Annotated in this window: 18 protein-coding genes; 13 read left to right on the top strand and 5 right to left on the bottom strand. The window is 44.1% G+C overall.

What is annotated here, in order from left to right; genetic code table 11:
- Window positions 1–26: 26 nt before the first annotated feature.
- The 3 genes from ACRD6K_RS01585 (at window position 27) to ACRD6K_RS01575 (ending at window position 3,423) form a co-directional block, all read left to right on the top strand.
- Entirely contained in the window at window positions 27–704 is a 678-nt protein-coding gene (locus ACRD6K_RS01585; protein WP_430971790.1) for an outer membrane beta-barrel protein, read from the top strand.
- Window positions 705–928: 224 nt separating this feature from the next.
- Window positions 929–2,572: an NAD+ synthase gene (locus ACRD6K_RS01580; protein WP_430971789.1), complete on the top strand. Its 1,644-nt coding sequence runs from the start codon at window positions 929–931 to the stop codon at window positions 2,570–2,572.
- 149 nt (window positions 2,573–2,721) lie between these two features.
- Window positions 2,722–3,423 carry a Crp/Fnr family transcriptional regulator gene (locus tag ACRD6K_RS01575; protein ID WP_299578202.1) on the top strand — a complete coding sequence of 234 codons (702 nt, stop codon included), beginning with the start codon at window positions 2,722–2,724 and terminating at the stop codon, window positions 3,421–3,423.
- 128 nt (window positions 3,424–3,551) lie between these two features.
- Here the strand turns inward: ACRD6K_RS01575 and ACRD6K_RS01570 are convergent, their stop codons facing one another.
- On the bottom strand, window positions 3,552–6,032 hold the full coding sequence (locus ACRD6K_RS01570; protein WP_430971788.1) for a bifunctional UDP-N-acetylmuramoyl-tripeptide:D-alanyl-D-alanine ligase/alanine racemase: 2,481 nt from the start codon (window positions 6,030–6,032) through the stop codon (window positions 3,552–3,554).
- Window positions 6,033–6,034: 2 nt separating this feature from the next.
- Entirely contained in the window at window positions 6,035–6,607 is a 573-nt protein-coding gene (locus ACRD6K_RS01565; protein ID WP_430971787.1) for a thymidine kinase, read from the bottom strand.
- 77 nt (window positions 6,608–6,684) lie between these two features.
- Here ACRD6K_RS01565 and ACRD6K_RS01560 point away from each other — a divergent pair, with 77 nt between their 5' ends.
- The 10 genes from ACRD6K_RS01560 (at window position 6,685) to ACRD6K_RS01515 (ending at window position 22,271) form a co-directional block, all read left to right on the top strand.
- Window positions 6,685–7,530, top strand: a complete 846-nt coding sequence (locus tag ACRD6K_RS01560; protein ID WP_430971786.1) for a hypothetical protein — start codon at window positions 6,685–6,687, stop codon at window positions 7,528–7,530.
- A gap of 41 nt (window positions 7,531–7,571) precedes the next feature.
- Entirely contained in the window at window positions 7,572–8,261 is a 690-nt protein-coding gene (gene rsmI / locus ACRD6K_RS01555) for a 16S rRNA (cytidine(1402)-2'-O)-methyltransferase (RefSeq protein WP_430971785.1), read from the top strand.
- A 163-nt stretch (window positions 8,262–8,424) separates the two neighbouring features.
- The gene (locus ACRD6K_RS01550) at window positions 8,425–9,177 is read left to right on the top strand and encodes a YjjG family noncanonical pyrimidine nucleotidase (RefSeq protein ID WP_430971784.1); all 753 of its coding nucleotides are present in this window, start codon (window positions 8,425–8,427) and stop codon (window positions 9,175–9,177) included.
- A 1,070-nt stretch (window positions 9,178–10,247) separates the two neighbouring features.
- Complete coding sequence (locus ACRD6K_RS01545) at window positions 10,248–13,397, top strand: SusC/RagA family TonB-linked outer membrane protein (protein WP_430971783.1); 3,150 nt, start codon at window positions 10,248–10,250, stop codon at window positions 13,395–13,397.
- Window positions 13,398–13,407: 10 nt separating this feature from the next.
- The gene (locus ACRD6K_RS01540) at window positions 13,408–14,862 is read left to right on the top strand and encodes a SusD/RagB family nutrient-binding outer membrane lipoprotein (RefSeq protein WP_299578209.1); all 1,455 of its coding nucleotides are present in this window, start codon (window positions 13,408–13,410) and stop codon (window positions 14,860–14,862) included.
- A 19-nt stretch (window positions 14,863–14,881) separates the two neighbouring features.
- Complete coding sequence (locus tag ACRD6K_RS01535; RefSeq protein WP_299578210.1) at window positions 14,882–15,616, top strand: BT_2262 family domain-containing protein; 735 nt, start codon at window positions 14,882–14,884, stop codon at window positions 15,614–15,616.
- Between the two features lie 18 nt (window positions 15,617–15,634).
- Window positions 15,635–16,081: a lipid-binding protein gene (locus ACRD6K_RS01530; RefSeq protein WP_299578211.1), complete on the top strand. Its 447-nt coding sequence runs from the start codon at window positions 15,635–15,637 to the stop codon at window positions 16,079–16,081.
- A gap of 612 nt (window positions 16,082–16,693) precedes the next feature.
- Window positions 16,694–19,861: a SusC/RagA family TonB-linked outer membrane protein gene (locus ACRD6K_RS01525; protein ID WP_430971782.1), complete on the top strand. Its 3,168-nt coding sequence runs from the start codon at window positions 16,694–16,696 to the stop codon at window positions 19,859–19,861.
- A gap of 16 nt (window positions 19,862–19,877) precedes the next feature.
- A complete protein-coding gene (locus ACRD6K_RS01520; RefSeq protein WP_430971781.1) occupies window positions 19,878–21,488 on the top strand; it encodes a RagB/SusD family nutrient uptake outer membrane protein in 1,611 nt (536 codons plus the stop codon).
- A gap of 30 nt (window positions 21,489–21,518) precedes the next feature.
- Entirely contained in the window at window positions 21,519–22,271 is a 753-nt protein-coding gene (locus ACRD6K_RS01515; RefSeq protein ID WP_430971780.1) for a hypothetical protein, read from the top strand.
- Between the two features lie 343 nt (window positions 22,272–22,614).
- Here the strand turns inward: ACRD6K_RS01515 and ACRD6K_RS01510 are convergent, their stop codons facing one another.
- From ACRD6K_RS01510 to dnaB, 3 genes are all read right to left on the bottom strand, one after another.
- On the bottom strand, window positions 22,615–23,079 hold the full coding sequence (locus ACRD6K_RS01510) for a hypothetical protein (RefSeq protein WP_430971779.1): 465 nt from the start codon (window positions 23,077–23,079) through the stop codon (window positions 22,615–22,617).
- Window positions 23,080–23,860: 781 nt separating this feature from the next.
- On the bottom strand, window positions 23,861–25,159 hold the full coding sequence (locus ACRD6K_RS01505) for a hypothetical protein (RefSeq protein WP_430971778.1): 1,299 nt from the start codon (window positions 25,157–25,159) through the stop codon (window positions 23,861–23,863).
- The gene (gene dnaB / locus ACRD6K_RS01500; RefSeq protein WP_430971777.1) at window positions 25,125–26,672 is read right to left on the bottom strand and encodes a replicative DNA helicase; all 1,548 of its coding nucleotides are present in this window, start codon (window positions 26,670–26,672) and stop codon (window positions 25,125–25,127) included. The genes ACRD6K_RS01505 and dnaB overlap by 35 nt, the downstream gene beginning before the upstream one ends.
- Window positions 26,673–26,701 lie beyond the last annotated feature (29 nt).

The raw sequence follows: 26,701 nt of genomic DNA, 5'->3' as shown, positions 1-26,701 counted from the left end.
TCAGATATTCAGAAACAAAAACAATTATGAAACACCGATACCATAACCTTTTGCTCCTCCTTCTTTTGTTCCTTATCAGTCAATCGGCGTTCTCGCAGCGAGCCATGGACCTATCCTTCACCGGCAGCCCTTCCATCAACTGGTTTTCCTCCGACACCGAGGGCGTTGAATCAGGAAAAGTAGCCATGGGTTTTGATTACGGAGTAAATGCGGACTTTTATTTTGATGCCGAAAACAAGTACGCCATTTCTACCGGATTAATTGTCAACAACGTGGGAGCCAAACTGAGTTACTACAACCCAATGGGCGATATTCAGTTTGCCGGCGAAAGCTTTGCTTCAGGAACCTCTTTCCGCTACCGGCTAAAATATGTCGAAGTTCCCCTGATGATAAAGTTACACACCAGCCAGTTTCAACGCTGGTCGTACTGGGGACAGTTTGGCTTCTCCTCCTTTGTGAACATCCAGGCCAAAGGCGACAGCAGCGACGGCAGATTCGATAAGCACAAGATCAATGATGAAGTCAAATTATTCAACCTCGCCCTGAACATTGGTATTGGCTCCAACTTTGACTTGGGAGGCGACAACGCCATCGCCCTTGGGCTGGTGTACAAAAACGGTTTTATGGATGTAACATCCAATGACCAGTTTGAAGACAAAACAACCTTAAATTCACTCGTTCTGAAACTGGGCTTGATATTCTAAAGCCTGTCTCCGGCTTCGAAATAAACGATTGTGGCAATTCGACAGGCAATCAAGGGGTTTTTTATTCTTTTTCAGTTATTTTTGCGAATCCCATAGGATCCGTTTGAAAACGAATAAATTATCAGATGAAACACCCATGACTGCGATTTCCGGATACCAGGAGCATGCTACAAGTAGCTTATTCGGTGTCTTGATTTTCGGGTCCTGGCTCTAATTTTAAACACATGAAAATTGCACTGGCGCAACTGAATTACCATATTGCCAACTTCGAGGCAAACACCAATAAAATTATCGGAGCTATCCGGCGGGCTGAAGAACAAGGAGCTGAACTTGTCGTTTTTTCAGAACTGGCAGTTACCGGCTATTATCCGCACGATTTGCTGGAACGCAAAGAGTTTATTGAGAAAGCCGAACAGGCCATTCTGAAAATTGCGCAGGAGTGCACCAACATTGCGGCGCTGGTTGGCGCACCAAGCATCAATCAAAGTCCGCGTGGTAAAAAATTATTCAACTCTGCTTACTTGCTTAACCAAGGAAAGGTTGAAACGGTGCGTCACAAGTCATTATTGCCAACCTACGACATTTTTGACGAGTACCGTCATTTTGAGCCCAACCGCCAATTCGAAATCGTCCCGTTCAAAGACAAGAAGCTAGCCGTCACCATTTGTGAAGACCTGTGGGACGAACAGCCCACCCAAAATGAATTTGGGAAAGATAAATTATACACCCGGTCGCCGCTGGAAGAGCTCAGCAAGCACCAGCCTGATTTGGTGATCAACCTGTCGGCATCACCGTTTTCCTACAACCAGGAAAACTGGCGCAAAGACACCTTGGTCAAAAAAGCCATCAAATACCAACTTCCGATTGTCTATGTCAACCAAGTTGGCGCGCAAACCGAAATTGTGTTCGATGGCGGTTCCTTTTTCCTGAAAGAAGATGGAACCATTCCCGTGGAACTGGCCTATTTTGAAGAAGACTTTCAGGTGATTGATACCGATAATCCTACTTCAAAACCAATCGAACACGAGGATTACATTGCCAAAATTCACCAGGCCTTGATTCTAGGCATTCGCGACTATTTTCAGAAAATGGGCTTTAAAGATGCCATACTGGGGCTATCCGGTGGGATTGATTCGGCACTGGTTTGTGCCTTGGCCGTTGAAGCCCTAGGCAAAGATCATGTACGTGGCGTACTAATGCCCTCCCGCTACTCGTCAGACCACAGCATTGACGATGCTGTAAAACTAGCCGAAAACCTGGGAATCAGGCACGACACCATCGCTATCCAAAGCATGGTCAATGATTTTGAAGAACAACTAAAACCCTTGTTCAATAATCTGCCACCCGATGTAGCCGAAGAAAATATCCAGGCCCGCACACGAGGCATCCTGGTAATGGCTCTTTCCAACAAGTTTGGCAATATTCTGCTGAACACGACCAACAAAAGTGAGTGCGCTGTGGGCTACGGCACCTTGTATGGCGACATGAATGGAGGACTGTCGGTATTAGGCGATGTTTACAAAACCGATGTTTACAAACTCTCCCACTACATCAACCGCGAGCAGGAGATCATTCCACACAATAGCATTGTCAAGCCACCGTCGGCCGAATTACGCCCCGACCAAAAAGACACGGATTCCCTGCCCGACTACGATATCTTGGATGCGGTACTGTTCAATTACATTGAAATGAACCTATCTCCGGATGAAATTATTAGCAAGGGTTTTGAGCCGGAAACCGTTTTAAAGATAACTCGAATGGTCAATCAAAATGAGTACAAACGGTTTCAATCCCCTCCAATTTTAAGAGTAAGTTCAAAAGCTTTTGGCTTTGGCCGAAGAATGCCCCTGGTGGCCAGGTATAATTAGTTTAAAAAGGCTTGATTTTACCTGCACACCCCATAAAATGAGAGGTCACCACAATCAGCCTCACTCAAGGGCAAATAAGTCGTCAAAAGATTTTTTATTTGTTAAATTTAGTTAACTTTGATGCTGTATAACATATAAAGTTGGAATATATGCTGAGTCATGAAAGGGGAATTAAGGAGATGCTCGAAAATCCAGAATCGGTTTTCAGTTTGTTAACTCCCGATGAAAAAGAGCAACTACTCAAACATATCACGCTCGCCAATTTTAAGAAAAATGAGTTCATCTATAAGGAAGGTGATAAACCCAGCGGATTCTTGTTCTTGATTGAAGGAAAAATCAAGATCTTTAAAGAAGGGGTTGGGGGACGCGAACAAATCATTCGCATGACCAAGCCTTGTGGCTTTATTGGGTACCGCGCTCTTTTGGCCGGAGAAATACACATTGCATCAGCCGTTGCTTTAGAAGACTCACTGGCCTGCCATGTTGATTCCGAATTTTTCTTCGACTACATGCTGAAAAACTCAGACATTACCGCTAAGCTTTTACGGAAACTGGCCCGCGAACTCGGTTTTTCCAACTCGCGCACCGTTACGCTTACCCAGAAACATATTCGCGGACGTTTAGCCGAATCCTTGCTTTTATTAAAAGAAAAGTATGGGTATGAAAACGACGGGGCAACGTTGAAAGTGTTCCTTTCGCGCGAAGATATTGCCAACCTTTCAAACATGACCACATCCAATGCCATCCGTACGCTTTCCACTTTTGCAGGCGAAAAAGTCATTGCCATTGATGGTCGTAAAATCCGGATTCTAGACGCACATAAACTGGATAAAATTAGCAAACTAGGCTAAAATCCACTAACTATAAAAAGCAAAAGGAGAAATTGACCTGTTTCAGCTCAATTTCTCCTTTTGTTCTTACTGGCCCCACGCTACCGGAAACCTCCATTTGGACCAAGTCGGATTTTGCAAGAGTTTTCTTATTCCTGCGAATACACCCGTCGTACGCGTTGCGAAATCCCTGTTAAAATCTCATACGGAATCGTTTCGGCCCAAGCAGCAAGCTCCATTAAGCCAATGTGCTCGCCCATCAACTCGACCAAGTCACCCGCTTTTACTTCCACCTCCGAAACGTCAATCATCGTCATGTCCATGCAAACATTCCCGATAACAGGCACCCGAACACCATTCACCCATACTTTACCCACGCCATTACTGAAGCGGCGGTTGTAACCATCGGCATAACCGACCGGAATGACCGCGATTTGCTTGTGTCGATCCACTTTTCCTTTTCGTCCATAGCCAACGGTCTCTTGTTTCAACACCGTTTTCACTTGCGAAACAGCCGTTGTCCAACGAGCAATTGGTCGTACGTCAATCGACTCAGCAGCCACTCCATAAAGCCCAATTCCCAAACGCACCATATCCATTTGAAACTCCGGGAAACGCTCTATGCCCGCTGAATTAAGAATATGCCGGATCACCTTATTTTTTTGATTAGCAACAACCACATCAGCCAAATGCTGGAACCGCTCATATTGTCTTCGGGTAAACGCATCATGCAAGGGTTCGTCGGTGGCTGCCAAATGCGAAAAGACCGACCGCACGCGCAGAATCCCCTCTTGTTGTACCTGGTTCGTTATTTCAGCCAACTCTTCAGCATCAGAAAATCCCAGGCGGTTCATGCCAGTTTCCAGCTTAATATGAACCGGATACTGCGAAACCGCTGAATGAGCCGCCACCTTATTAAATTTCCGGAACACCTCCCAGGAATAAATGTTGGGTTCCAGCCGGTACTCAATCATCGCATCAAAGCTGTGTTCTTCCGGGTTCATCACCAAAATGGGCGTTTCAATGCCGGCCTGTCGCAACTCAATTCCCTCATCAGCCACAGCCACCGCCAAATAGTTCACATTCTGATATTCCAGGGCACGAGCGATTTCCACCGTTCCACTTCCGTAGGAAAAGGCTTTCACCATGACCATAATACGGGTTTCTGGTTTGATCACAGCCCGAAAAGCGTTCAGGTTCTCCACCAAGGTGTTCAAGCTAATTTCCAGCTGGGTCCGGTGGTATTTTTTCTGAAGCAAGGAAGACACACTTTCAAAACGAAACTCGCGCGCTCCTTTTAGAAGGATGACTTCATTCTGATAATCTTCCGTCTTTGCCTGTTTTACAAACTCCTGCGTTGACTCATAAAACTGCGCCGGCACCTGAAAAACACCCTGATGCTCCTGAATAACCGAACCAATTCCGATGAGTTGATTCACCCGGTTCAGCTGCAGCAAACGATTCACCTCCGTGTAGAGTTGATAGGGCGCAAAGCCAGATTGCTTGATGTCGGATAAAATAACTGTTTTCCGCTGGTTCGGGAAGCCGGTTTGCTGGTTCAGAAACTGCAAGGCAATTTCCAGCGAATTGATATCTGAATTGTAAAAGTCATTAATCAGCGTACAGCCATTCACCCCCTGCTTAAGCTCCAGTCGCATGGCAACGGCCTGCAAACTTTCAAACCCGCGGATGACGGAATCACTCAACCATCCTTTGGCACAAATGAGTGCCAAACAATGACAGGCATTCTCTATGGAAGCCTCATCAACAAATGGAATCGGAATGGCATAGCTGGATGCTTCCCATTCAAAAAGAAGCTGGGTTGTCGTCTGGCTGGATTTTACAGTAAACACCAGATCGGCCGGCAAGCCATTGGTTGACCACGAAAAAATACGGGTTTCGCTTGATGCATATTTTTCAGAAGCCATTTTAAAAACCAGCTCCTGATCCCGACGGCAAACCAACAAGTTGGCTCCTTCAAAAAGCCGCAGTTTTTCTCCCACTTTTTCTTCCACCGATGAAAAGTTTTCCTGATGCGCATCACCAATGTTGGTAAACAAACCAATTTCCGGGCGAATCAATCCGGCCAGTTTGTTCATTTCGCCGGGCTTTGAAATTCCTGCTTCCAGAATCCCCAACTCAGCATCTCCCTGCATGTTCCAAATTGAAAGCGGAACACCAACCTGCGAGTTGTAGCTTTTGGGACTTCTAAAAATTCGGAATTCCTGCTGCAGCAAATCAAAAAGCCATTCCTTCACAATGGTTTTCCCATTGCTCCCGGTGATTGCCAAAACAGGGAACTGAAATTCATTTCGAATAAAGGCGGCTAACTGCTGAAGCGCAGTCAATGTATTCTTTACAACAATAAAAGAGGCTTCCTGAAAGGCATCCGATTCCTGCGGAGGCGCTGAAACCACAAAATGGCGTACGCCTTTTTCATACAGCTCAAGCAAGTGACGGTGGCCGTCATGACGCTCTCCGACCAAGGCAAAGAAAAGACAGCCTTCCGGATCGACCAGTGTTCGGCTATCGATGGAGAGCGACGAAATTACTCCTGTTGTTGCAGCACTTCCCGTCAATACGGTTCCCTCAACAACTGCTGCTATTTTTTCAATTGACAATTGGCTCATAATTATTTCACCTTATTGTAGCACACCCGACAAAGCGGTTCATATTCTGACTTCTCTCCTAAAAAGACTTGCTTGTCATTCGAGACCAGTCGGTGCGAAAACTGGGCCACACTGCCACATCGTACGCAGATAGCATGTACTTTCGACACATAATTGGCAATTGCCATCAGGTCGGGCATCGGCCCAAAAGGCTTCCCTTGAAAATCCATATCCAACCCGGCAACAATTACCCGAACTCCCATGTCAGCCAATTTCTGGCAAACATCAACCAGGCCTTTATCGAAAAACTGAGCTTCATCGATGGCCACCACATCCACATTTCCGGCCAGCAACAAAATATTCGCCGAGTTTTCAACCGGAGAACTGGGGATGGAATTCTCGTCATGCGACACCACATCCTGCATTGAATAGCGGGTATCGACAATCGGCTTAAAGATTTCCACTTTCTGGCGGGCAAACTGTGCTCGTCGCAATCGTCTGATTAACTCTTCTGTTTTCCCGGAAAACATGGAACCGGCAATAACTTCTATTGTACCGCCGTTTTTATGATGGCTGACATCCCTTTCAAGAAACATTTACAGTGTTTAAATTTGTATTTTACTACTTTTACAAAAGTAACGAAATTGTCGGGTTAAATTGTTTTTGAATCATTATGGAAAAGCACAAATTGATACACCTCATTTTAAAAGATCTGGAAGAATTAAATGAAATTGCCGGCGAGCTAAAACAGTCTCAGGAGCTCTCGCGTTTTATGCTTGACATTGCCGTTAGCAAGTCGAAACTTGTGGCGCAGGAGTTTGAATTCTTAAAAGAACTCAGCCAGCAGAAAAGCACCAACGGAAGCGCACTGAAAGAACCGACAACCCTGGCAAGTCCCATTGTTTCGGAACCGGCAATGGAAACAACAGAGGAGGAAATAACAGCAAAGGTAGAATCTCCCAAACAGGCAATTGAACAGCCGGAGCCTTCTTCGATTCAACCCGAGAAAAGCGAGGAGCCCACAACAACTGAACCTGAACCTCAGGTAGCCGAAGTTCCTGAGGAACCAATTTCAGCAGAAACTAACGAGGTAGAACCGGAAGCTGTTGTTAGCCCGAATATTCAAGAAGTGGAAGAAGTAAGTGAAAAACAAACCGTCATGGCTGAGAACTTACCAGAAGAAAAGGAAGAACCTGTGTTTTCCAAAACCCTTGGTGAAAATTTTGTTACGGGCAAGTCACTGAATGACCTGCTTCTGGAAGGCAAACCAGTAGACACCAAACTGTCCAGTTCACCCATCCAGAAGCTCGAAACAGCCATTGGCCTTAATGACCGCTTTCAATATACACGGGAACTTTTCAACAACAATCCCGAACTTTTTTCACAAACCGTGAAGGAGATTGACCAGGCCCAAAACCTGGAGGAAGCCGTGGCCTATCTAAATTCCAACTTCAAATGGAAAAAGACCGACACCAGCGTTCAGTTTGCTCAACTGGTTAAACGACGTTTCAACAACTAAACCGAAATTCAAACTGAGATACATTAATTACACAGCAAAAAATGGGAAAACTATATATTGTGCCAACTCCAATTGGCAATTTGGATGATATGACTTTGCGGGCCATCAAAGTTTTAAAGGAAGTGGACTTGATTTTGGCAGAAGACACACGCACCTCTTCCAAGCTGCTTCATCATTTTGAAATTCAGAAGAAGGTCTTTTCACACCATAAATTTAACGAACACAAAACCGTAGAGCACATTGCCCAGCGTATTGCCGGGGGCGAAACCATTGCCCTCATTTCGGATGCAGGCACGCCAGCGATAAGTGATCCCGGTTATTTATTGGTGAGAGCTTGCATTGACCATGAAATTGAGGTTGAATGCCTGCCCGGAGCCACTGCGCTAATTCCAGCCTTGGTCAACTCCGGACTCCCCAACGACCGTTTTTGCTTTGAAGGATTTTTACCACCCAAGAAAGGACGTCAGAAAAAGCTGATGCAACTGGCCGAAGAAGAACGCACCCTGATTTTTTACGAATCGCCTTACCGGCTGGTGAAGAGCCTCGAGCAATTTGCTGAGTTTTTTGGTGCTGACCGCCGAGCATCCGTTTCACGCGAACTTTCCAAACTGCATGAAGAAAATGCACGAGGCACGGTCACCGAACTCGCCAACCATTTCAAATCAAAAACCGTTAAGGGGGAAATTGTCATTGTGGTAGAAGGCAAAAAGTCAGCCAACAAAAGCCAATAATTGACCACTATCACAAGGAGGTTCAACATTCGGACATTCAACTTCCCAGGCTTTAAGAAACTTCGAACAACTTGATATTTCGAACAACTTGATATTTCGAACCTGGAATTTGGAACTTGCAACAAAACACTCAGTCAATAATGAAAACGAACAATTGAACTGTATGAGACCTTACGATCATCTGTATTTTGACCTCGACCATACCCTGTGGGATTTCGGCACCAATTCGAGACTCGCCATGCAACAAACCGTTGCTGAAATGGGATTAGACAAGCTGATCCCTGACTTTGACCGCTTTTTTGCTTATTACGAAACCATAAACACCAAACTCTGGGAAGCATACCGCAAGCAGGAAATCCGAAAACCAGAACTAATCCGCAAAAGGTTCGAGGACACCTTGAATTATTTCAACATCACGACGGTTGACCCGCTGGCCATGAACGACCACTACCTGAAGCTGATGCCCGTCCAAAAACAGCTTTACCCCAATGTACTTGACGTATTGGACTACCTGAAGCAAAAAGGCTATCAAATGCATATCATCACCAATGGCTTCACCGAAGTTCAACATCGCAAAATTGAATCAAGTGGCTTAGCGCCTTATTTCAAACGCATTTTTATCTCAGAGGAAGTGCAAGCCCCAAAACCAGACAAACGGATTTTCCAACACGCCCTTTCATCCTGCAATGCCCGTAAAAAGAAGAGTTTAATGATTGGCGATTCATGGGAGGCAGACATCCTAGGAGCTAAAAACGCTGGTATCAATCAGGTCTTAGTCTTACACAATACACACCCCCAGACAACACCCCCAGCAAAAGAATGGGGCGAGGAAAAAGAACACTACTTCCAAAATATATCTCCTTCAACAACCACTTACATTGTAAGCGGAATTGAAAAGCTAAGCAAACTGCTTTAAATTAAAAGCTGTCCTTTCCGCTATTCTAAAAACAAAAGCTTACCCAGCAGCAGGCACAACACGTTGTTTTTGCGCTTCTGTATCCAAACGGGCAGAACGAGCAACGATGACTTTTGTCATCATTTTATGACAATTAACACTTTTGATGATTTATTCAACATTTCATCTACCATTACGCCTGATCCAATACACTTCTCAACTAAAACCATTGAATTAATTGCGAAATGAAACTAGTCTTTCTGTAAATTATTTTCCGCATAAAATAAATAACACAATCTTAAAACAAGAGTCTTCAAACCCGCATGCCATAAGGGGTTCAGCAAACAGCCACCGAAACACGGAACGCCAAACACTTACAATCTACAAATGAGATATATCAACTTTTATGTATTTTTTTGATTAAAAACTTTCGCGGTATGAGGATTTTTATATTTTTGTATTTAGTTAAGGTTTTTTAACAATCTTAAAGCAATTGAAATTGAAGGTTTCAAACACTTTTTCTCACTAAAACAACAGGCCGATTTTATTTGGGGGAATAAACGACCTGTTTTACACTAAAGGGGATAAAATTTTACTATCCTGTTTTATTGATGCATGATAAATTAATGCTATTAAAAAACTAACATGACTAAATCCGCATTATTGCCAGCAATTTCTGCCTGCTCACTTTCCGAGCAACAAGCAATTAAAATGAACCGCAATATGCTTATGATACTAAAAAAACGGACCAGAGGCTTGCACTTCTTTCTCCTTCAATTTCAAAGAAAAGTTCTCAGTAACTGCACCTCTGGTCCTCTTTGCTTTCATCGCACGACTACTCACTACCAAAATAACATACTCAACACGACAAACACAGCTAACATTGGTGCAAAATTTTTAAACTAAATAACACAACGCTAGACCGGAAAATAAAATGAAGTGAAAAGTAAAATAAAAAAATGCTCTTGTTCATGATTCATGGTTGGGGGACCGAAAAGTAATCAGAAACCAAAAGGAAGCAAGATCAGATTTTACTATCCTTTTATCATACGAGCAAAAAATTAATGCTGTTAAATTTTAAAATTATTTCTATGAAAAAAATCGCATTGTTACTTGTAATTTTTGCATTTGGTTTGCAGTCGATATACGCGCAAACCAAGGAAATTTCAGGTACAGTTACTTCCGCCGAAGACGGGAGTACTATCCCTGGCGTTTCCGTATCTGTGAAAGGTACTACACTTGGTACCATAACAGACCTTGACGGAAACTATGTCATTACCGCTCCTCAAGAGGCAAGAACATTGGTATTCTCCTTTGTTGGCATGCAAACCCAAGAGTTGGCGATCACCGGCAACAGAGTCGATGTTGAAATGGAGTCCGACGTTGTTGGAATCAACGAAGTGGTTGTAACAGCCCTGGGTATTAAGAGGTCGCAAAAAGCAATCGGATATGCAGCAGCCTCCGTTGGCGCCGAAGAGCTAACAAAAACAAGAAACTCAGACATCATGTCAAGTGTTTCGGGAAAAGTTGCTGGGGTTCAAATCTCCACAAGCTCGTCCGACCCTGGTGCTTCAAACTCAGTAATCATACGGGGGGTGACATCTTTAGGTGGAAGCAACCAGCCCTTGTATGTTATTGATGGCGTACCATTAACTAACAACTCTAGCAGCAGCTCAAGTCTCGACAATGGCTTTGACTTTGGTAATGCAGCCAACCTTGTCAATCCAGACGATGTTGATAATATAACCATCCTAAAGGGAGCATCCGCTACTGCGCTGTATGGTAGCCGTGCCTCTAACGGCGTTGTATTAATCACCACCAAAGACGGATCAGGCAAAACCAGAATTGATTTCAACTCAAGCGTTGAGTTCTCAGACATTCTTCGCCTACCCGAATTTCAAAACGACTTTGGAATGGGATGGGACGCACACCACACATTAAACGAAAATGGTAGCTGGGGACCAGCCTTCGACGGAAGCCTGCGCCTATGGGGTAATATCTACAACAACTCCCAGAAGCTTAAACCATTTCTTCCTCAAAAGGACAACGTAAAAGACTTCTTTGACTATGGAATGAAATATTCAAACTCAGTCTCTCTTTCAGGAGGAAGCGACAAAACAACTTACTATTCTTCATTATCGTACATCAAACAAGATGGACTTATCCCCACAGATATTGATTTATACAACAAGTACACATCCTCTTTCAGGGCAACACACGAAATTGGTAAATTGAAGGTATCAACCTCCATTAACTACTCTCAACAAGAGAACAAGTTTGCCCCAACAGGACAGGGTCTAACAGTGATCAACGGCCTCTACCAAACACCAAGAGACATCAGCATTGTTAGCTTAGCGGACTACAAGACAGATCCGTTTGACAACATCGATTATTATTACACTCCCTACGGTATTGCGAATCCCTATTTCGTAATTGATAACATGGAAGCAGCCTACGAACAAAAGAAGTTCTTTGGAAAAATGCAATTTGACTATCAAATCACAGACGACTTGGGCGCGATGTATCGTATGGGTATTGATGCTTCTGATGATGTTCAAAAGATTGGAACACCCGAGGTTCAGGCCGCACCAGGAACTCCAAATGAAGGCGCATCCACAAACCAGGAAGGCTCAGTTGAAAAAGCAACTATTCGTAGACATGAATACACCCACGATTTCTTGCTGAACTACAACAAAATGCTGGAAGACTTCACCATCAGCGCTGTCGGAGGTGTTAACATCAATGAACGCAACGTAAGCTCCCTAGAAGGAACAGTAACCGGCTTAGATATTCCTGGATTTTATGATCTAAGCAACTCTTCTTCCACTCCCGTCGTAAATGAGTTCTATTCAAAAAGACGCCTGGTTGGCTTATTGGCCAGCGCTGAAATTGGCTACAAGGAGACATTATTCCTTACGCTAAATGCCCGGAACGACTGGTCATCAACGCTTCCTAAAGACAACAACCAATTCTTCTACTATGGAGCCGCAGCGAGTTTCCTTTTCAGCGAACTACTACCTGAAAACATAAAAAAATCCGTTGACCTCGGAAAAATTCGCTTAGCCTATGGAACAACTGGTAATGATGCTGATGTTTACTCCATCAATCCCGCCTTCGTTAAAAGCGTAATCTTCAACCCATTCCGAACGCTAGACTTCCCTCTAAACGGGCAGAATGCGTTTGAGGTCGGCAACACTTTAGGAAACCAATTACTACAACCTGAAATTTCTTCTGAGTTTGAAATTGGAATGGAGGTTAAACTTTTCGGCAATCGGCTTGGATTCGACATCGCCTATTACGATAAAACCTCAGACAATCAAATCTTTGGTCTCGACCTGGCTCCATCAACCGGATACACCAACCAAACAACAAACCTTGGTGAAATCAACAACAAGGGTATCGAACTATTGGTGGAAGGTACACCTATCCGCACCAGAGACTTCAGCTGGAACATTCTATTTAACTATGCTAAAAACAAAAATAAACTGGTTAGCCTTCCCGAGGAACTAGGCGATAAAATTCCAATTGGAGGATTAAGCACAATCGGCTTTGTAGCTGTTGTAGGACAACCCATTGGGCTTTACGAAGGAACAGTTCCTCAAAGAACACCCGATGGCAGAATCGTTGTAAATCCAACCACAGGTAGACCACTTACGGCAACCGAGAAAGAAATCATCGGAAGCTCAGATTACGACTACACCATGGGGATTACCAACTCATTCAGCTACAAAGATTTCACCTTAAGTGCTGATTTAGACATTCGCCAAGGTGGAGTGATGTTCTCAAGAACAGCTGACATCAACTATTTCACGGGTAACATTGTTCAAACAACCTACAACTCGCGAAGAACTTTCATTATTCCAAATTCGGTCATTGAAAATCCAGATGGAGAAGGCTACATCACCAATACCACACCTATCTCCAAAGAAGACATGGATGACTATTTTGCAGATGGAGCTGACTTACTCGATGAAACATTCCTGATTTCGCGCTCATTTGTGAAACTGAGACGCGTAGCCTTAACGTATGATCTACCAAGAAAATACACAGAAAAAACACCATTTACCGGGATTTCACTAACAGCATATGGAAACAACCTGGCACTGTGGACCCCGGCTGAAAACAACCTGATCGATCCAGAAGTATCGACTTTCGGAAATGATCTTGAAGGTAAATTTGGTGAATTTACAGCAAACCCATCAACACGGAGCTGGGGCTTTAATCTTAAGTTGAACTTCTAAAAAAAAGAACATGAAAAAAATATTGTTAATACTTACTCTTATAAGTACAATGTTGGTTTCCTGCGAGAGCTGGTTGGATGTTAATGACGACCCCAACGTACCCACTGCAGTAACCACAGAACTGGTTTTACCTGCTGCCCAGGCATCCATTGCTGTTCAAGTTGGAGGTCTGCTTTTCAATACGGGTGGTTTTTACGCGCAATATTGGTCACAAGCTCCTGAAGCAAACCAATACAACAACTTAGACAAGTTCGATGTAAAAACCGACTTTATGGATAACGTCTATACGGAGCTATACGCCGGAGCACTTAACGACCTAAAGTATATTTTAACTGCCGCTGAAGAAGAAGAAGATTGGGGAAATTATTTGGCTGCAACAGTTCTGCGTGCCTACACTTACCAACTTCTGGTTGATTTATTCGACAAGGTTCCTTACACTGAAGCCCTACAAGGGACAGAAGTACTCAACCCAGTCTTTGACGACGGAAAAGTCGTATATGATGGCATCACAAGTGAAATCAATGATGCCCTCAGCAAGGTAACAGGCACTGAAATGGTAGCCACCACCGACATGCTTTTAGGAGCAGACATTGATGAATGGATCGGTTTTGCCAATGCCCTGAAATTAAAAATCTTCATGCGTCAAAGCGAAACTTCCGAAAACCATCAGGCAGAAGTAAAAGCTTTGATTGCCGAGAATAATTTCATGACAATGGACGTCATGTTTGCGTCATTCGCTGACGAACAAAACAAACGCAACCCTTGGTACGACACCGATGTTGATCGCTTGGGAGGAATCAACCATGTAGCAACAAGAAACATCATCAGCTTCCTTGCTACAAACGCAGACCCTAGGATAGATATCATGTGGAAGAAAGCAACCAAGAATGACGAATTCAACGGTAACTTCCCTGCTGGAAAAACGATTCCCGGAATTAAAAACGAAGACTTTAGCTTCCCGAACGTAAGTCCAACACAACCAATTTATCTTTACACAATGAGCGAGCTATACCTGTTTATTGCGGAAGCAGAACTTCGCTACAACAATGATGCAACTGCCGCTAAAGTAGCCTACGAAGCCGCCATTGACGCCAACTTGGCACTTCACGGAATCAGCACTCCAGGAGCCGACCTCTACGGAACGGGCAAACCCTATGAGTTTGACGGAACACACAAGCAAATTATGATGCAGAAGTGGGCATCCCTGGCCTTAGTTAATAATATTGAAGCTTGGTTCGAAACGAAGCGAACGGAATACCCGGTTATATCAGGAGCAACGGCAAGCCAAATCATGGATAATCCTACTTTATACACACCCGGAGATCGTATTCGCCCTTATGAGAACAATCTTGGAGATGGCAAATGGCTAAATCGCTTCTATTATCCTGATGCTGCTGTGTCTACCAATGAAAACACACCTAGTCAGCCAAACCTGACGGACAAAGTTTGGTGGGATCAAAATTAAATTTTAAAACGAAAGAAATATGAAAAAAATAATAGCGAGCCTTTTCGTATTGAGTATCCTGTTTATTGGATGTGAAAAGGATATTACGACAGAAGACATATCCACCATTACAAACTATGTTACTTTCTCATTTGACGATACAAGTGAAAAAGATCAGCTTGGAAATAATAAATTGATAATTGAGAAAGGTACTCCGTATGACGTTGCAGAACACTTCTCTGCAACGGAGGGCTCTGAAGACGTGACTGATAGAGCTGAAATAGATGGAACAATAGATGTTAATACACCGGGATACTACCCGATTCACTATTCTGCAGTTAATGCAGACGGCTATTCTGCCGGAGTAACAAAAGGCATCTTTGTTTCTGATCCTGACTTTACAACTGATATCTCAGGCAGTTACACTGCAACTGTCTACAGAACACCAACAGGAGAGACATTCACTGAAGGATTTCCTGTTAACATTACCCTAATTACCAATGGAAATTTCTACATTAACAGACTACTAGGTAGTTATTACTATGATGGATTTGGGTATAGTTCTTCTGGCAGTTATTTTGTCCATGGATTTGTTGCTCTACATCCTGACAATACGTTAACCCACGGAGCAAGCTTCTCTCCCGCATGGCAAGATACGCTGGAAGGAGAAGGTATCGTTGATGGCAGTTATGACCCAGACTCTGGTGTAATTACATACGGTGCACTCTATGCAGGAGGACGTACCTTCCATGTTACATTAACCCCAAATTTCTAACATAAAAATTGATAGAATATGAAAGCAATCACTAAATATTTTTTCTTCCTTCTTGCATTTGTCGCATTTTCGGCATGCCAGGAAGACCTTAAAATTGAAGATGCAGGGTCCTTACAACTGTCAGGCGACTGGACTGTCATAGAATACAGCCTGGATGCCGATCCGCTTTATGGCCCATACGAATTGCAGCTTTACAACACGGCCACGGGTACCGATTCCATTTGGATTGAAAACATCTACGACAGCGGATATAAGGTAAAAAGTGCTAAACTCTCCGAAACAACCTTTGCAGTCACTGGAGCAACTGATGTTAATGGCGAAGCTGATGGACTAATTGATATCATTGATGGCAAAGTTATCAACAATGACAGTATCGTCTTTCGTGTAGTTCTGTATGATGAAGATGGTGAAGTAGTTGACGATTACCTGGAATCAGGACACCGCTATACAGGCTGGCAAGATTAATCTCTAAATCCAGAAAAACCGCAGTGTGCTTTTTAAAAGCTAAAAAAGCTTACATGAAACAAATATTCCCTGAGCAAGAAATGCTCAGGGATTTTTGTTTAGTAAAATGAGAGGTAACAAACTCAGCGTCCAATAATAGCCCCGAACATATCATCTCCTCTCCTTCAACAACCTTCAATAATCAACATCCGTTGAGCACCTTACTAATAATTACGCCATACAAAACCGCCACTCTACCCCTACACTACTCATTGTCAGTAAACAATATTCTTTTCATCCGTATTTTGGCAACAAAAAACACCCCTCCTCCAAAACCCCAGTAAAAACGACCCATGTAAGCTTTAGGTTACTTATTTCTTAACAGATGTTATCAACACTAGCAAGATTCAGTTTAATTATTATTTTTGCTCAATTAAGACTTTTTAACATCTGGTTAGAAAGCATAAATTGAAATTGAAGGGTCAATTTAAGTCATTTCGGTTCGTGCTTTTATGATTTGGGGATCATAAAACAAGCTTAACGTTAAAGGACAGTCTCGTCTTGTGGCTACGCTTTTGCCTTGATTGTTGAATAGTTATAAAATTAATGCTGTTAAATTTTAAAATTATTTCTATGAGAAAAATCGCATTGTTACTTGCAATTTTTGCTTTTGGTTTGCAGTCATTGTATGCGCAAACCAAGGAAATTACAGGTACTGTCACTTCCGCCGATGACGGAAGTACGATCCCTGGTGTCTCTGTTTCCGTAAAGGGCACCACACTGGGAACTATTACAGATTTAGATGGAGCTTATGTTATTAACGTTCCTCAAGACGCCGCATCCTTGGTGTTTTCATTTGTTGGTATGCAGTCACAAGAATTAGCCATTAGCGGCTCGGTGGTGAATGCAACACTAGCACAAGATTTCGTAGGTGTTGAAGAAGTTATGGTTGTTGCCTACGGTACATCAACCAAAGGATCATTTACCGGTTCGGCTGCAGTTATGGGAACCGAAAAACTGGAAAAACGCCAAGTATCCAACGTATCCAACGCATTAGCTGGAGCCGTTGCCGGTGTTCAGGTATTGACAGACAACGGACAACCCGGATCTTCAGCAACAGTGCGCGTTCGTGGTGTTGGATCAATCAACGCAGAATCAGACCCCTTGTATGTTGTGGATGGTATTCCATTTGACGGAGACTTAGCCTCAATCAATACTTCCGACATTGAGTCGATGACCGTATTGAAAGATGCTGCTTCTACAGCCCTTTATGGTGCACGTGGAGCCAACGGGATCATCATGATTACCACTAAAAAAGGAACATCCGGAGAAGCTAAAATCAACTTCGACATGAAAGTTGGTGTAAACGACCGTGCCGTTGAAAACTATGATGTTTTCACCAGCCACCAAAAATATACGGAAACAGCCTATAATGCTATCTATAATGCTGGTATTTATAACCTGAAATACAGTCCAGCTAAGGCTAACGCGTATGCCAATGCAATGTTGACCACTGATTCAGAAGGTGGTTATGGATACAATATTTACACAGTTCCACAAGGTGAACTTCTAGTTGGATTTAATGGAAAACTAAACCCCAACGCTGCTTTAGGCTATAGCGACGGAACCTATTATTATACGCCAGATAACTGGGCCGACGAAACATTCTCGAACAACCCAAGACAAGATTACAACCTGTCGATCTCTGGTGGTAACGACAAACAAAACTACTTCATTTCATTTGGTTACATGGATGACCAGGGAGTGATTTCAGGTTCTGGCTTTAACCGTATCTCCGGACGTTTCAACGGAGACCATAAAGTAAAAGAGTGGTTGAAAGTGGGCGCCAATGTAAGCTACAGCCAAATCAACAGCGATTATCCTGGCGAGCAGGTAACAACCAACTCCAGCGGTAACGCTTTCTTTATTGCCAACTACATTGCTCCGGTTTATCCAATCTATGTGCGCGATGCCGAATCGAAAGAAATTGTCTTGAACAGAGGCCGTAAAGTCTATGACTATGGAGATGGAAATAGCACGAACTTCTCGCGGTCGTTTATGCAAATCGCCAATCCTGCCGGTGATTTGACTTACAACAAAACGGAGTACTTAACAGATGTTATAAATACTTCTTGGTTTGCTGAACTGACTCCTCTGGAAGGATTGAAGTTGACTGCCAAGTATGGTTTCAACATCGATAATACGCGTTACAACGACTTAGGAAATGCCTACATGGGGCAAAGTGCAAATTACGGCGGAACGGCTTACCAGGAACAAACCCGTACACAGGGCTTCAACCAGCAATACATTGCTTACTACCGTTTTGCCGTAGCTGATGTACACCAGTTTGACATCACGGCTGGTTACGACGGTTATACGTATTCTGACGAGTTTGTTTTCGCTTCGGGAGACGAACTATATAATCCGGAAAACTATTATGTAGGTAATGCTATTGACAACCTCCGTGGTGGTGGTGGTAAAGATGTTTACACCACCAAAGGTATTTTGGCCCGTGTAAACTACTCGTATCAGGACACCTACTTTGCAAACATTGCATACCGTCGTGATGCGTCATCTCGTTTTAGCCCGGACAACCGTTGGGGTGACTTCTACTCGGCCAGTGCTGCGTGGATGATGAGCAACGAAGACTTCCTGGCTGGTGTGCATTGGATTGACATGTTGAAGTTGAAAGCCTCTTACGGGGAGCAAGGAAACGACAACATCGGAAACTATTATGCCTGGTTAGACCAGTTCAAAGTAACCGGATCAGATGGTGTATTTTCGGATGGAACCTTGGCTTACAAAGGAAATCCGGACATTACCTGGGAAACTTCTACTTCATATAACTTGGGAGCAGATTTTGGCCTGTTCTCCAATACCGTGTCAGGATCAATTGAGTATTTTGGCCGTAAATCAGCCGACATGCTTTACTACAAGCCTGTTGCCGGAAGTTTGGGCTACACCTCAATCCCGATGAACGTAGGTTCAATGACCAACTCAGGAATTGAAGTTGACCTGGCTTGGAGCATTCTGAAAACAAGCAACATTAACTGGAGCCTGAATACCAATGCCACCTTTATCAAGAACAAGATTAACGAGCTACATCCTGATTTGAATGGCGAATTGATTGATGGCACACGTATTTATGAAGAAGGCGAATCAATGTACCGCATGTACCTGGTTGACTATGCCGGTGTAGATGCTGAAACAGGTATGGCGCAATACTGGGCAAAAGATGCAGAGGGCAATCCGATTAAAACCAGTGACTACACTGTTGCTCAAGACTATAAAGTAGCAACAGATAATTTGCTACCTGCTGTGTATGGTGGTTTTGGAACGACAGTTGAAGCATACGGCTTTGATGCTTCCATCCAGTTCTCTTACCAATTGGGAGGTGAAATCTATGATTCAGGTTACGCACGCCTAATGCACAGTGGCATGGGAAGTTCTGCCGGAACCAACTGGCATAAAGATATCCAGAACGCCTGGACACCAACCAATACCAATACGGATGTTCCCCGCTTAAACGCGAACGACCGGTACGCCAGTTCCACATCAACGCGCTTCCTGACAAGCTCTGATTATTTGAGTCTGAATAACATTACGGTAGGCTACACCTTGCCTTCAAATATGGCAGAATCAGTAAGTTTTGATAAAATCCGCGTTTATTTTGCTGCGGATAACATCGCTTTACTGTCAAGTCGTAAAGGTTTGGATCCACGTCAAAGCTATACCACTGCAACAACGGCGCGTTACACACCAATTCGAACCATTTCTGGAGGTATCAATTTAACATTCTAATAAAAAATTGACAATTATGACTTTTAATAAAACATATTTCCTTGCGTTAATCGCATCCTTTTCCTTCGCCCTTACCGGCTGCGAAGACCTGGACATGCTTCCCGAAGGAGACGAAGTAACGTCTTCGCAAAAAGAAGAGGTGGTGGAGAACGACCCGTCGAAAGCAGAAGCCGGCGTAAACTCCATTTTTGCTCAATTCTCGCAGTATGCCCCCAACGAAGATGCCTTAGGCTCCGTTCGTCACAATGACTTTGGCTACCCGGCCATCATGATGTTTACCGATGCCAATGGTTACGATGTGGTATCGGAAGACAACGGCTATAACTGGACAGGCAATAGTTTGGACTATTCTGACCGGTCTAAATCCTCTCGTGAAGGCCAAATTACCTGGAATAACATGTACGCCATCATCAACATGACCAACAATGTGATTGGCTCAATTAATGAAGAGGTGGAAGACCCAACTTCTCAGTTCTACCTGGGACAAGGATTGGCTACGCGTGCCTTTAGCTATTGGGTATTGGCTCAGTTGTACCAATTCAACTATGTAGGTAATGAAGCAGCCCCTTGTGTGCCCATCATCACCAATGAAAATGCAGGTGTAGCTGCGTTGGAAGGAGCTGCACGCTCAAGTGTGAAAGAAGTGTATGACTTAATCACTTCTGATATTGACAAAGCGATTATTTTCCTGAGCGCTGCAAAGGAACAAGGCATCAACCGTAAAGACAAACGTTACATTGACTTGGCTGTAGCCTATGGACTTCGCGCCCGGATTAACCTGACCATGCAGAACTGGTCTGAAGCTGCTGCAGATGCCAGCAAAGCTATCGAACTTTCGGATGCTACGCCTGCCGGACTAGAAGATGTAAACAAACCTTCATTCTGGGCAGTAGACGAAGACAATTGGATGTGGGGAATTATTATTGCTGAAACCGACCGGGTAGTGACCTCAGGTATTGTGAACTGGATTTCGCACATGGGATCGCTCAACAGTGGTTATTCCAGTTATGCTGGAGGAAAACAGGTTAACATACAGCTATTTGAATCGATTCCCGCCAGCGATGTCCGCAAAGGATGGTGGATTGATGAAAACCTGAGTTCTCCAAACTTAAACGCTGAACAAGCAAAGGCAATGGAAGATTACGGCTACGCTGCTTACACGCAAGTCAAATTTGCCCCCTATCAGAACATTGTTAAAAACTCGACCAATGCCAATGACGTTCCTTTAATGCGTATTGAAGAGATGTATCTGATTAAAGCCGAAGCGGAAGCCATGAGCGGAGCAAACGGAAAAGCCACCTTGGAAGACTTTATCCAGACTTACCGTAATCCAGACTATGTTTGCACAGCTACCTCTCCTGAAGACATTCAGGAAGAAGTATTCAACCAACGTCGGATTGAATTGTGGGGCGAAGGCTTAAACTGGTTCGATGTTATGCGTTTGAACAAGGGTGTTGACCGTCGCGGTGCTGGCTACCCAAATGCCACTATGGTATTCAACATTCCAGCCAAAGACGCTAACCTGCTGTGGCCAATTCCTGAAGCTGAAATTCAGGCAAATCCTGCCTTAACCAATGCGGATAATAACCCAACAGGAACAACACCTCAACCGGTTGCTGATCTTTAATGTATCAACTTATTATTACAAATTATGAAAATGAACAAATTATATATCGCATTCTCTTTGCTACTATCTGTCACTATGATGGCCTGTAGCGAATATGAAGATACCGTTGACCCAAGCCCGGTAGTTGCTGAAGGTAATCCTGCCGTACGCTTTTATTCGGAGAACTCAATGCTGTTCAAATTTGAACATACTGATGAACTATCTCTTGATCTTACTGTAATTCGTGAGAATAAAGAGGAAGCAATTGAAGTGCCGATTACAGAAGTAGCTGACACCGCAAACATTTTCAATGTGCCTGAGACCTTAACTTTTCCAGCAGGAGAAGATACCGTTAGTTTAACCATTACATTGGATGACAATGCTCCGTTAGGAGTAACTTGTGGTTTAGAAATTCAATTTGATGAGCAATACACCAACCCATATAAAGTTGAGTATCCCTACTTCAAACTTGAAACCTTCATTCAACCACCTTGTTCTGAGAATGAAGTAATTCTGAATATTACTTTTGATGGCTATGCCAGCGAATGTACATGGGAAATTCTGGATGCTGACGACGAAGTTATAACATCAGGAGGCCCTTGGGCCGATGGTACTGTTTCAGCAACCAGCAAGCATTGCTTGGAAGATGGTACTTATACATTCAAAATTTACGATGAATACGGCGATGGACTAACTTACCCGGAAACGGGAGCTGCCTCTCTTGTTTTTGATGGTAACGAGATTGTACACATCGATGGTGATTTTGGAGATACAGGATCTGCAAGCTTCACATTAGGAAATTAATCCTACAAAATAATTCACTTAAAGGGCTGTCCAACTATTGGGCAGCCCTTTTTGTTTCCGGTTAATTTGTTCGAGAGAATTTTAAAACCCCATATACAAGTACTAATAACCCCTTCGGAAGGGGTTATTACCCCATGGGCAAGTACTTTTTACCCCCTAGCTAAGGAGTTATTGCCCGTTCTGAGTCACTTATTACCCCATGGGTAAGTACTTTTTATCCCATGGCGAAGGGATTATTACCCGTTCCGAAGCACTGATCAGCCCTTGTGCAGGTAGCAAAAAGCCCTGTCAATGGCGTATGTTGACAGGGCCTGAAACAAGGAACTCAGTCTTTGTGCCCAAGTTACTTTTTGGATGGTCTTCCCGGAAATTGTGCAGACAAGTCTTCATAAATGGCTTTGGCTCCATTTACATTTTGGCGGGCCAGTAAACGGATATTCCGATAATACGCAATGCAGCTGTGGTAAAGGTCCGATCCCAGCAACATCATGGTATCATTCAACATATCCATTACTGCCTCCCCGCGTGCAGCAATGGGTTGTAAGGCCCGACGCGCTTCATAATCGTTCATGGTTTCGTCCAGATCAATAAAAGCCGGAGTTAGGTTCGGTTGTTGGTTCATGTAGTCAATCACTTTGCGTGACCAGTTTTCACTTTTGTTGCCCAGGCGGGCATACTCTTGCCGTTCTTCGGGTGTTAAACTGATACACTTGCTGTGCAAAATCGACTCAATTGCTGCCAGGTGTTCACCAAGCTGGGCTCGTTCTTCATCGGTGAAGGTAACGGAAACTAAATTTTCTGATGCCATAATAAATGAGTTTAATTAATAAATAAAAGGCTCTGTCACTCCATACGCCAAAATTCCATTAACTAATTCTTTTGCAGCAACAAAGTCTCTAGTATATTTTTGTTTACTAATCAATAAAATTAAGACATGAACTGCATAAATGAAACAAGCATCTTGCTGTTGTACAACAGAATAAGAGACGATGAGAGTGGGGCGAATGTCTATTGTCCGGCTCTGGCCCATTTCACTGCCTGACAAGGAAGGGTGTCCACGACTTGTCGAGGACGGGGTGGTCAAAATCAGCAATAAAAAAAGGAACTTAACTAATTCTGAATTTGAAACGAAACCACCTCTTCACCGGTAAACCGGTGCCACTCCTCCTTACCTAAAACGAGGAGAAAAGACAGTACTTACAGGCTTTTTGCATAAGCTGAGTGCGTCAGAAGACATGAAACTGAAAATTGATAACAGATCCTGAAACAAGTTCAGGAAGACGCTCAACCCGACGAAGTCAAGAACGCACGAAGTCACGCACAATCGGAATAGCTGACTATCCGAAAATCTGACTGTCTGGGCTCCACGTAAGCTATCGACTAACAACCAATGACCATCATTGACAAATAATGACTATAATGACCAATTTTAACCACAGAGAAACACAGCGTTTTTTTCACCGACTTACACAGAGAAAGATACAGCTGTTGGGCACAAACTGAAAACCGATAACTGAAAACTGAAAACAGTCTTCTTAACCGCGAAGAAACAACACATAAGCTAGGTAATCAGGAACTTACACCCCCTCTTAAGTCTTCTGCTTTTTCTTTTTAGCGGCGGGGAAAAGAATGTTATTCAAAATCAGGCGGTAGCCCGGAGAGCTGGGGTGTAGGTTTAAATCGGTTGGTGGATCGCCCACCAGGTGACGGTAGTCTTCCGGATCGTGCCCGCCATAAAAGGTCCAGAAGCCCTGCCCTACTTCGCCATGAATGTAGCGGGCCTCTCCGGCTGCCTTATTTTCGCCCATTACCAGCACATCCGGTTTCACCAGTTGATGCTTAAAAGCAGTGGTTTGCCCCATAAACCCCTTAATGATCCGTTCGTGGTTTTGGGTAAGCATGGTGGGTACGGGGTCCCATTTGGCCGAGAATTCAAACAAGGTAAAGTAGTCTTGTGCCGGCGTAACCTTCCGGCTCGTAGACACATCAATATCCGAAAACTCATACTGAAAGGGATCTTTCACCACGGTAAAATCGCGAAAGGCCAATGTGCGGTTATAATTGAGTTTCTCGTTCAGATGCGGGTCGGCCGGGTCGCCGTCAAACATCGACTCACAAATGTCCACTCCATCTGCCGCACGAGCAATATCGTAGGTGTCGGTAGCCGCACACATGGCAAATAGAAAGCCGCCACGGGCAATGTAAGCCTGAATTTCGTTGGTAACAGCCTGTTTCATCTCCGAGACTTTGGCAAAGCCCAGTTTATTGGCCAGTTCCTGATTGGTCTTCACTTCCTCCTGGTACCAGGGCATATGCTGGTACGAGCGGAAAAACTTTCCAAACTGCCCGGTAAAATCTTCATGATGCAAGTGTAGCCAGTCATAGTCCGGCAATTGATTGGTCAGGATTTCTTCGTCATAAATCACCTCGTATGGAATTTCGGCATAGGATAAAACCAGGGTCACGGCATCATCCCAAGGCTGTTTGTTAGGCGGAGAATATACCGCAATTTTGGGTGCCTTTTGCATGCTTATGGCATCCTGGTTTACCTCAGCCCGACCTATCTCGGCCAACAATTGATTGACCTGTGCATCTGCCAGCTTTTCAACGCGAACACCGCGAACCAAACATTCGCTTTCAATTTCCTGGTAATAGGGTATTAAAAAACTGCCGCCGCGGTAGTTGAGTAACCATTTTACTTCAATGGCCTGCTCCAGCGTCCAGTAGGCAATTCCGTAAGCTTTTAAGTGATTTTGCTGTTGCTGATCCATGGGAACCAGCAAATAAACTGCCCAGCTGCTCTGGGCGAAGAACAACGAAAGAAAAAGGACCAGCAAGCCCTTCTTCAGGCGTTTAGAAAGGAATATCGTCTGCTTTAGGCATTCCATATGAATCGCTATTTTCGGACTCAAAACCACTGTTGACCGGCATTTCCATGCCTCCCGTGTCATCATTCATTTTTGACCCAAAGGTTTGTCCAAAGTTTCCGCCACCAATTTCCTCCGGAATAACCGTTTCCAAATCGGCAAACTTCACGTTTTGTTTCTTAAAGGCCAGCTGCACATCGCCCACCGAACCGTTACGGTGTTTAGCAATAATAATCTCGGCCACACCAATCAGCGAATTCCCGTTTTCATCCTCTGTAATTCCGTAGTATTCCGGACGGTGAATAAACAACACCAAGTCGGCATCCTGCTCAATCGCACCGGATTCCCTCAAGTCGGAAAGCTGTGGCCGTTTTCCTTCGCGCGATTCCACCGAACGGTTTAGCTGCGAAAGTGCCAAAATCGGGATATCCAGCTCCTTGGCAATGGCTTTCAGCGAGCGTGAAATCATACTCACCTCCTGCTCACGGCTTCCGCGTCCGGCATCACCTGCCGTCATCAGCTGCAAGTAGTCAACAATCACCGCACCAATATTGTGTTGCATTTTCAAGCGCCGGCACTTGGCCCGGAATTCAAAAATGGACAAGGCAGGCGTATCGTCGATAAACAGCGGGGCATCTTCCAGCACGTTCAGCTTCCGGTTAAAGTGTTCCCACTCCCAATCGACAAGGCTACCATTCTTAATTTTTTCGGATCCCAGCTCCGTTTCGGCCGCAATCAAACGGTTAACCAACTGTACTGAGGACATCTCCAGCGAGAAAACCGCTACCGGAGCCCGATGCTCAACAGCCATGTTCCGAGCCATGGAAAGTACGAAAGCCGTCTTACCCATCGCCGGACGTGCGGCGATAATCACCAAGTCGGTTTTCTGCCATCCTGAAGTCATTCGGTCCAAAGCAGTAAATCCGCTGGGCACCCCGCTCAAGCCATCTTCGCGCTTCGATGCTTCTTCAATCAAGCGCGCAGCTTCTTTCAGAATGGGTTTAATTGGCAGGGTTTCTTTTTTGATGTTTCCTTCCGCAACTTTAAAAAGAGCCGTTTCCGAAAAGTCAATCAAATCATCCACATCCATATTGTCATCATAGGCACTGGTTTGAATCTCCGATGACACCCGGATCAATTCGCGTTGAATGTATTTCTGGGCAATAATGCGGGCATGGAATTCGATGTGAGCCGCCGACGCCACACGACTGGTTAATTGGGTAATGTACAGCGGACCACCAACAGCATCCAGCTGCGCCATGTCGCGCAATTGCTGAGTTACCATCAACAAGTCGACCGGCTTTTCGTGGGTGGACAAATACTTGATGGCATCAAAAATCTTTTTGTGTTCTTCCTTGTAAAAACTAGGCGTGTCAATCACATCAGCCACCGTAACATAAGCATCCCGCTCCAACATTAAGGCACCCAAAACGGCTTCTTCAACATCAATTGCCTGGGGGGGCAACTTGCCATATTGCGCGTTGAGCTGTTCTAGGGAGGAAACTTTTTGATTGCTTTTTTTATCTGTGGCCATATCTGCAAATACTATACGTGTTGATTTTC

The organism is Sunxiuqinia rutila, assembly GCF_050589705.1.
GTDB lineage: Bacteria > Bacteroidota > Bacteroidia > Bacteroidales > Prolixibacteraceae > Sunxiuqinia > Sunxiuqinia rutila.
Note: the sequence above shows the minus strand (reverse complement) of the source record. Positions and strands in the feature narration are given on the sequence as shown.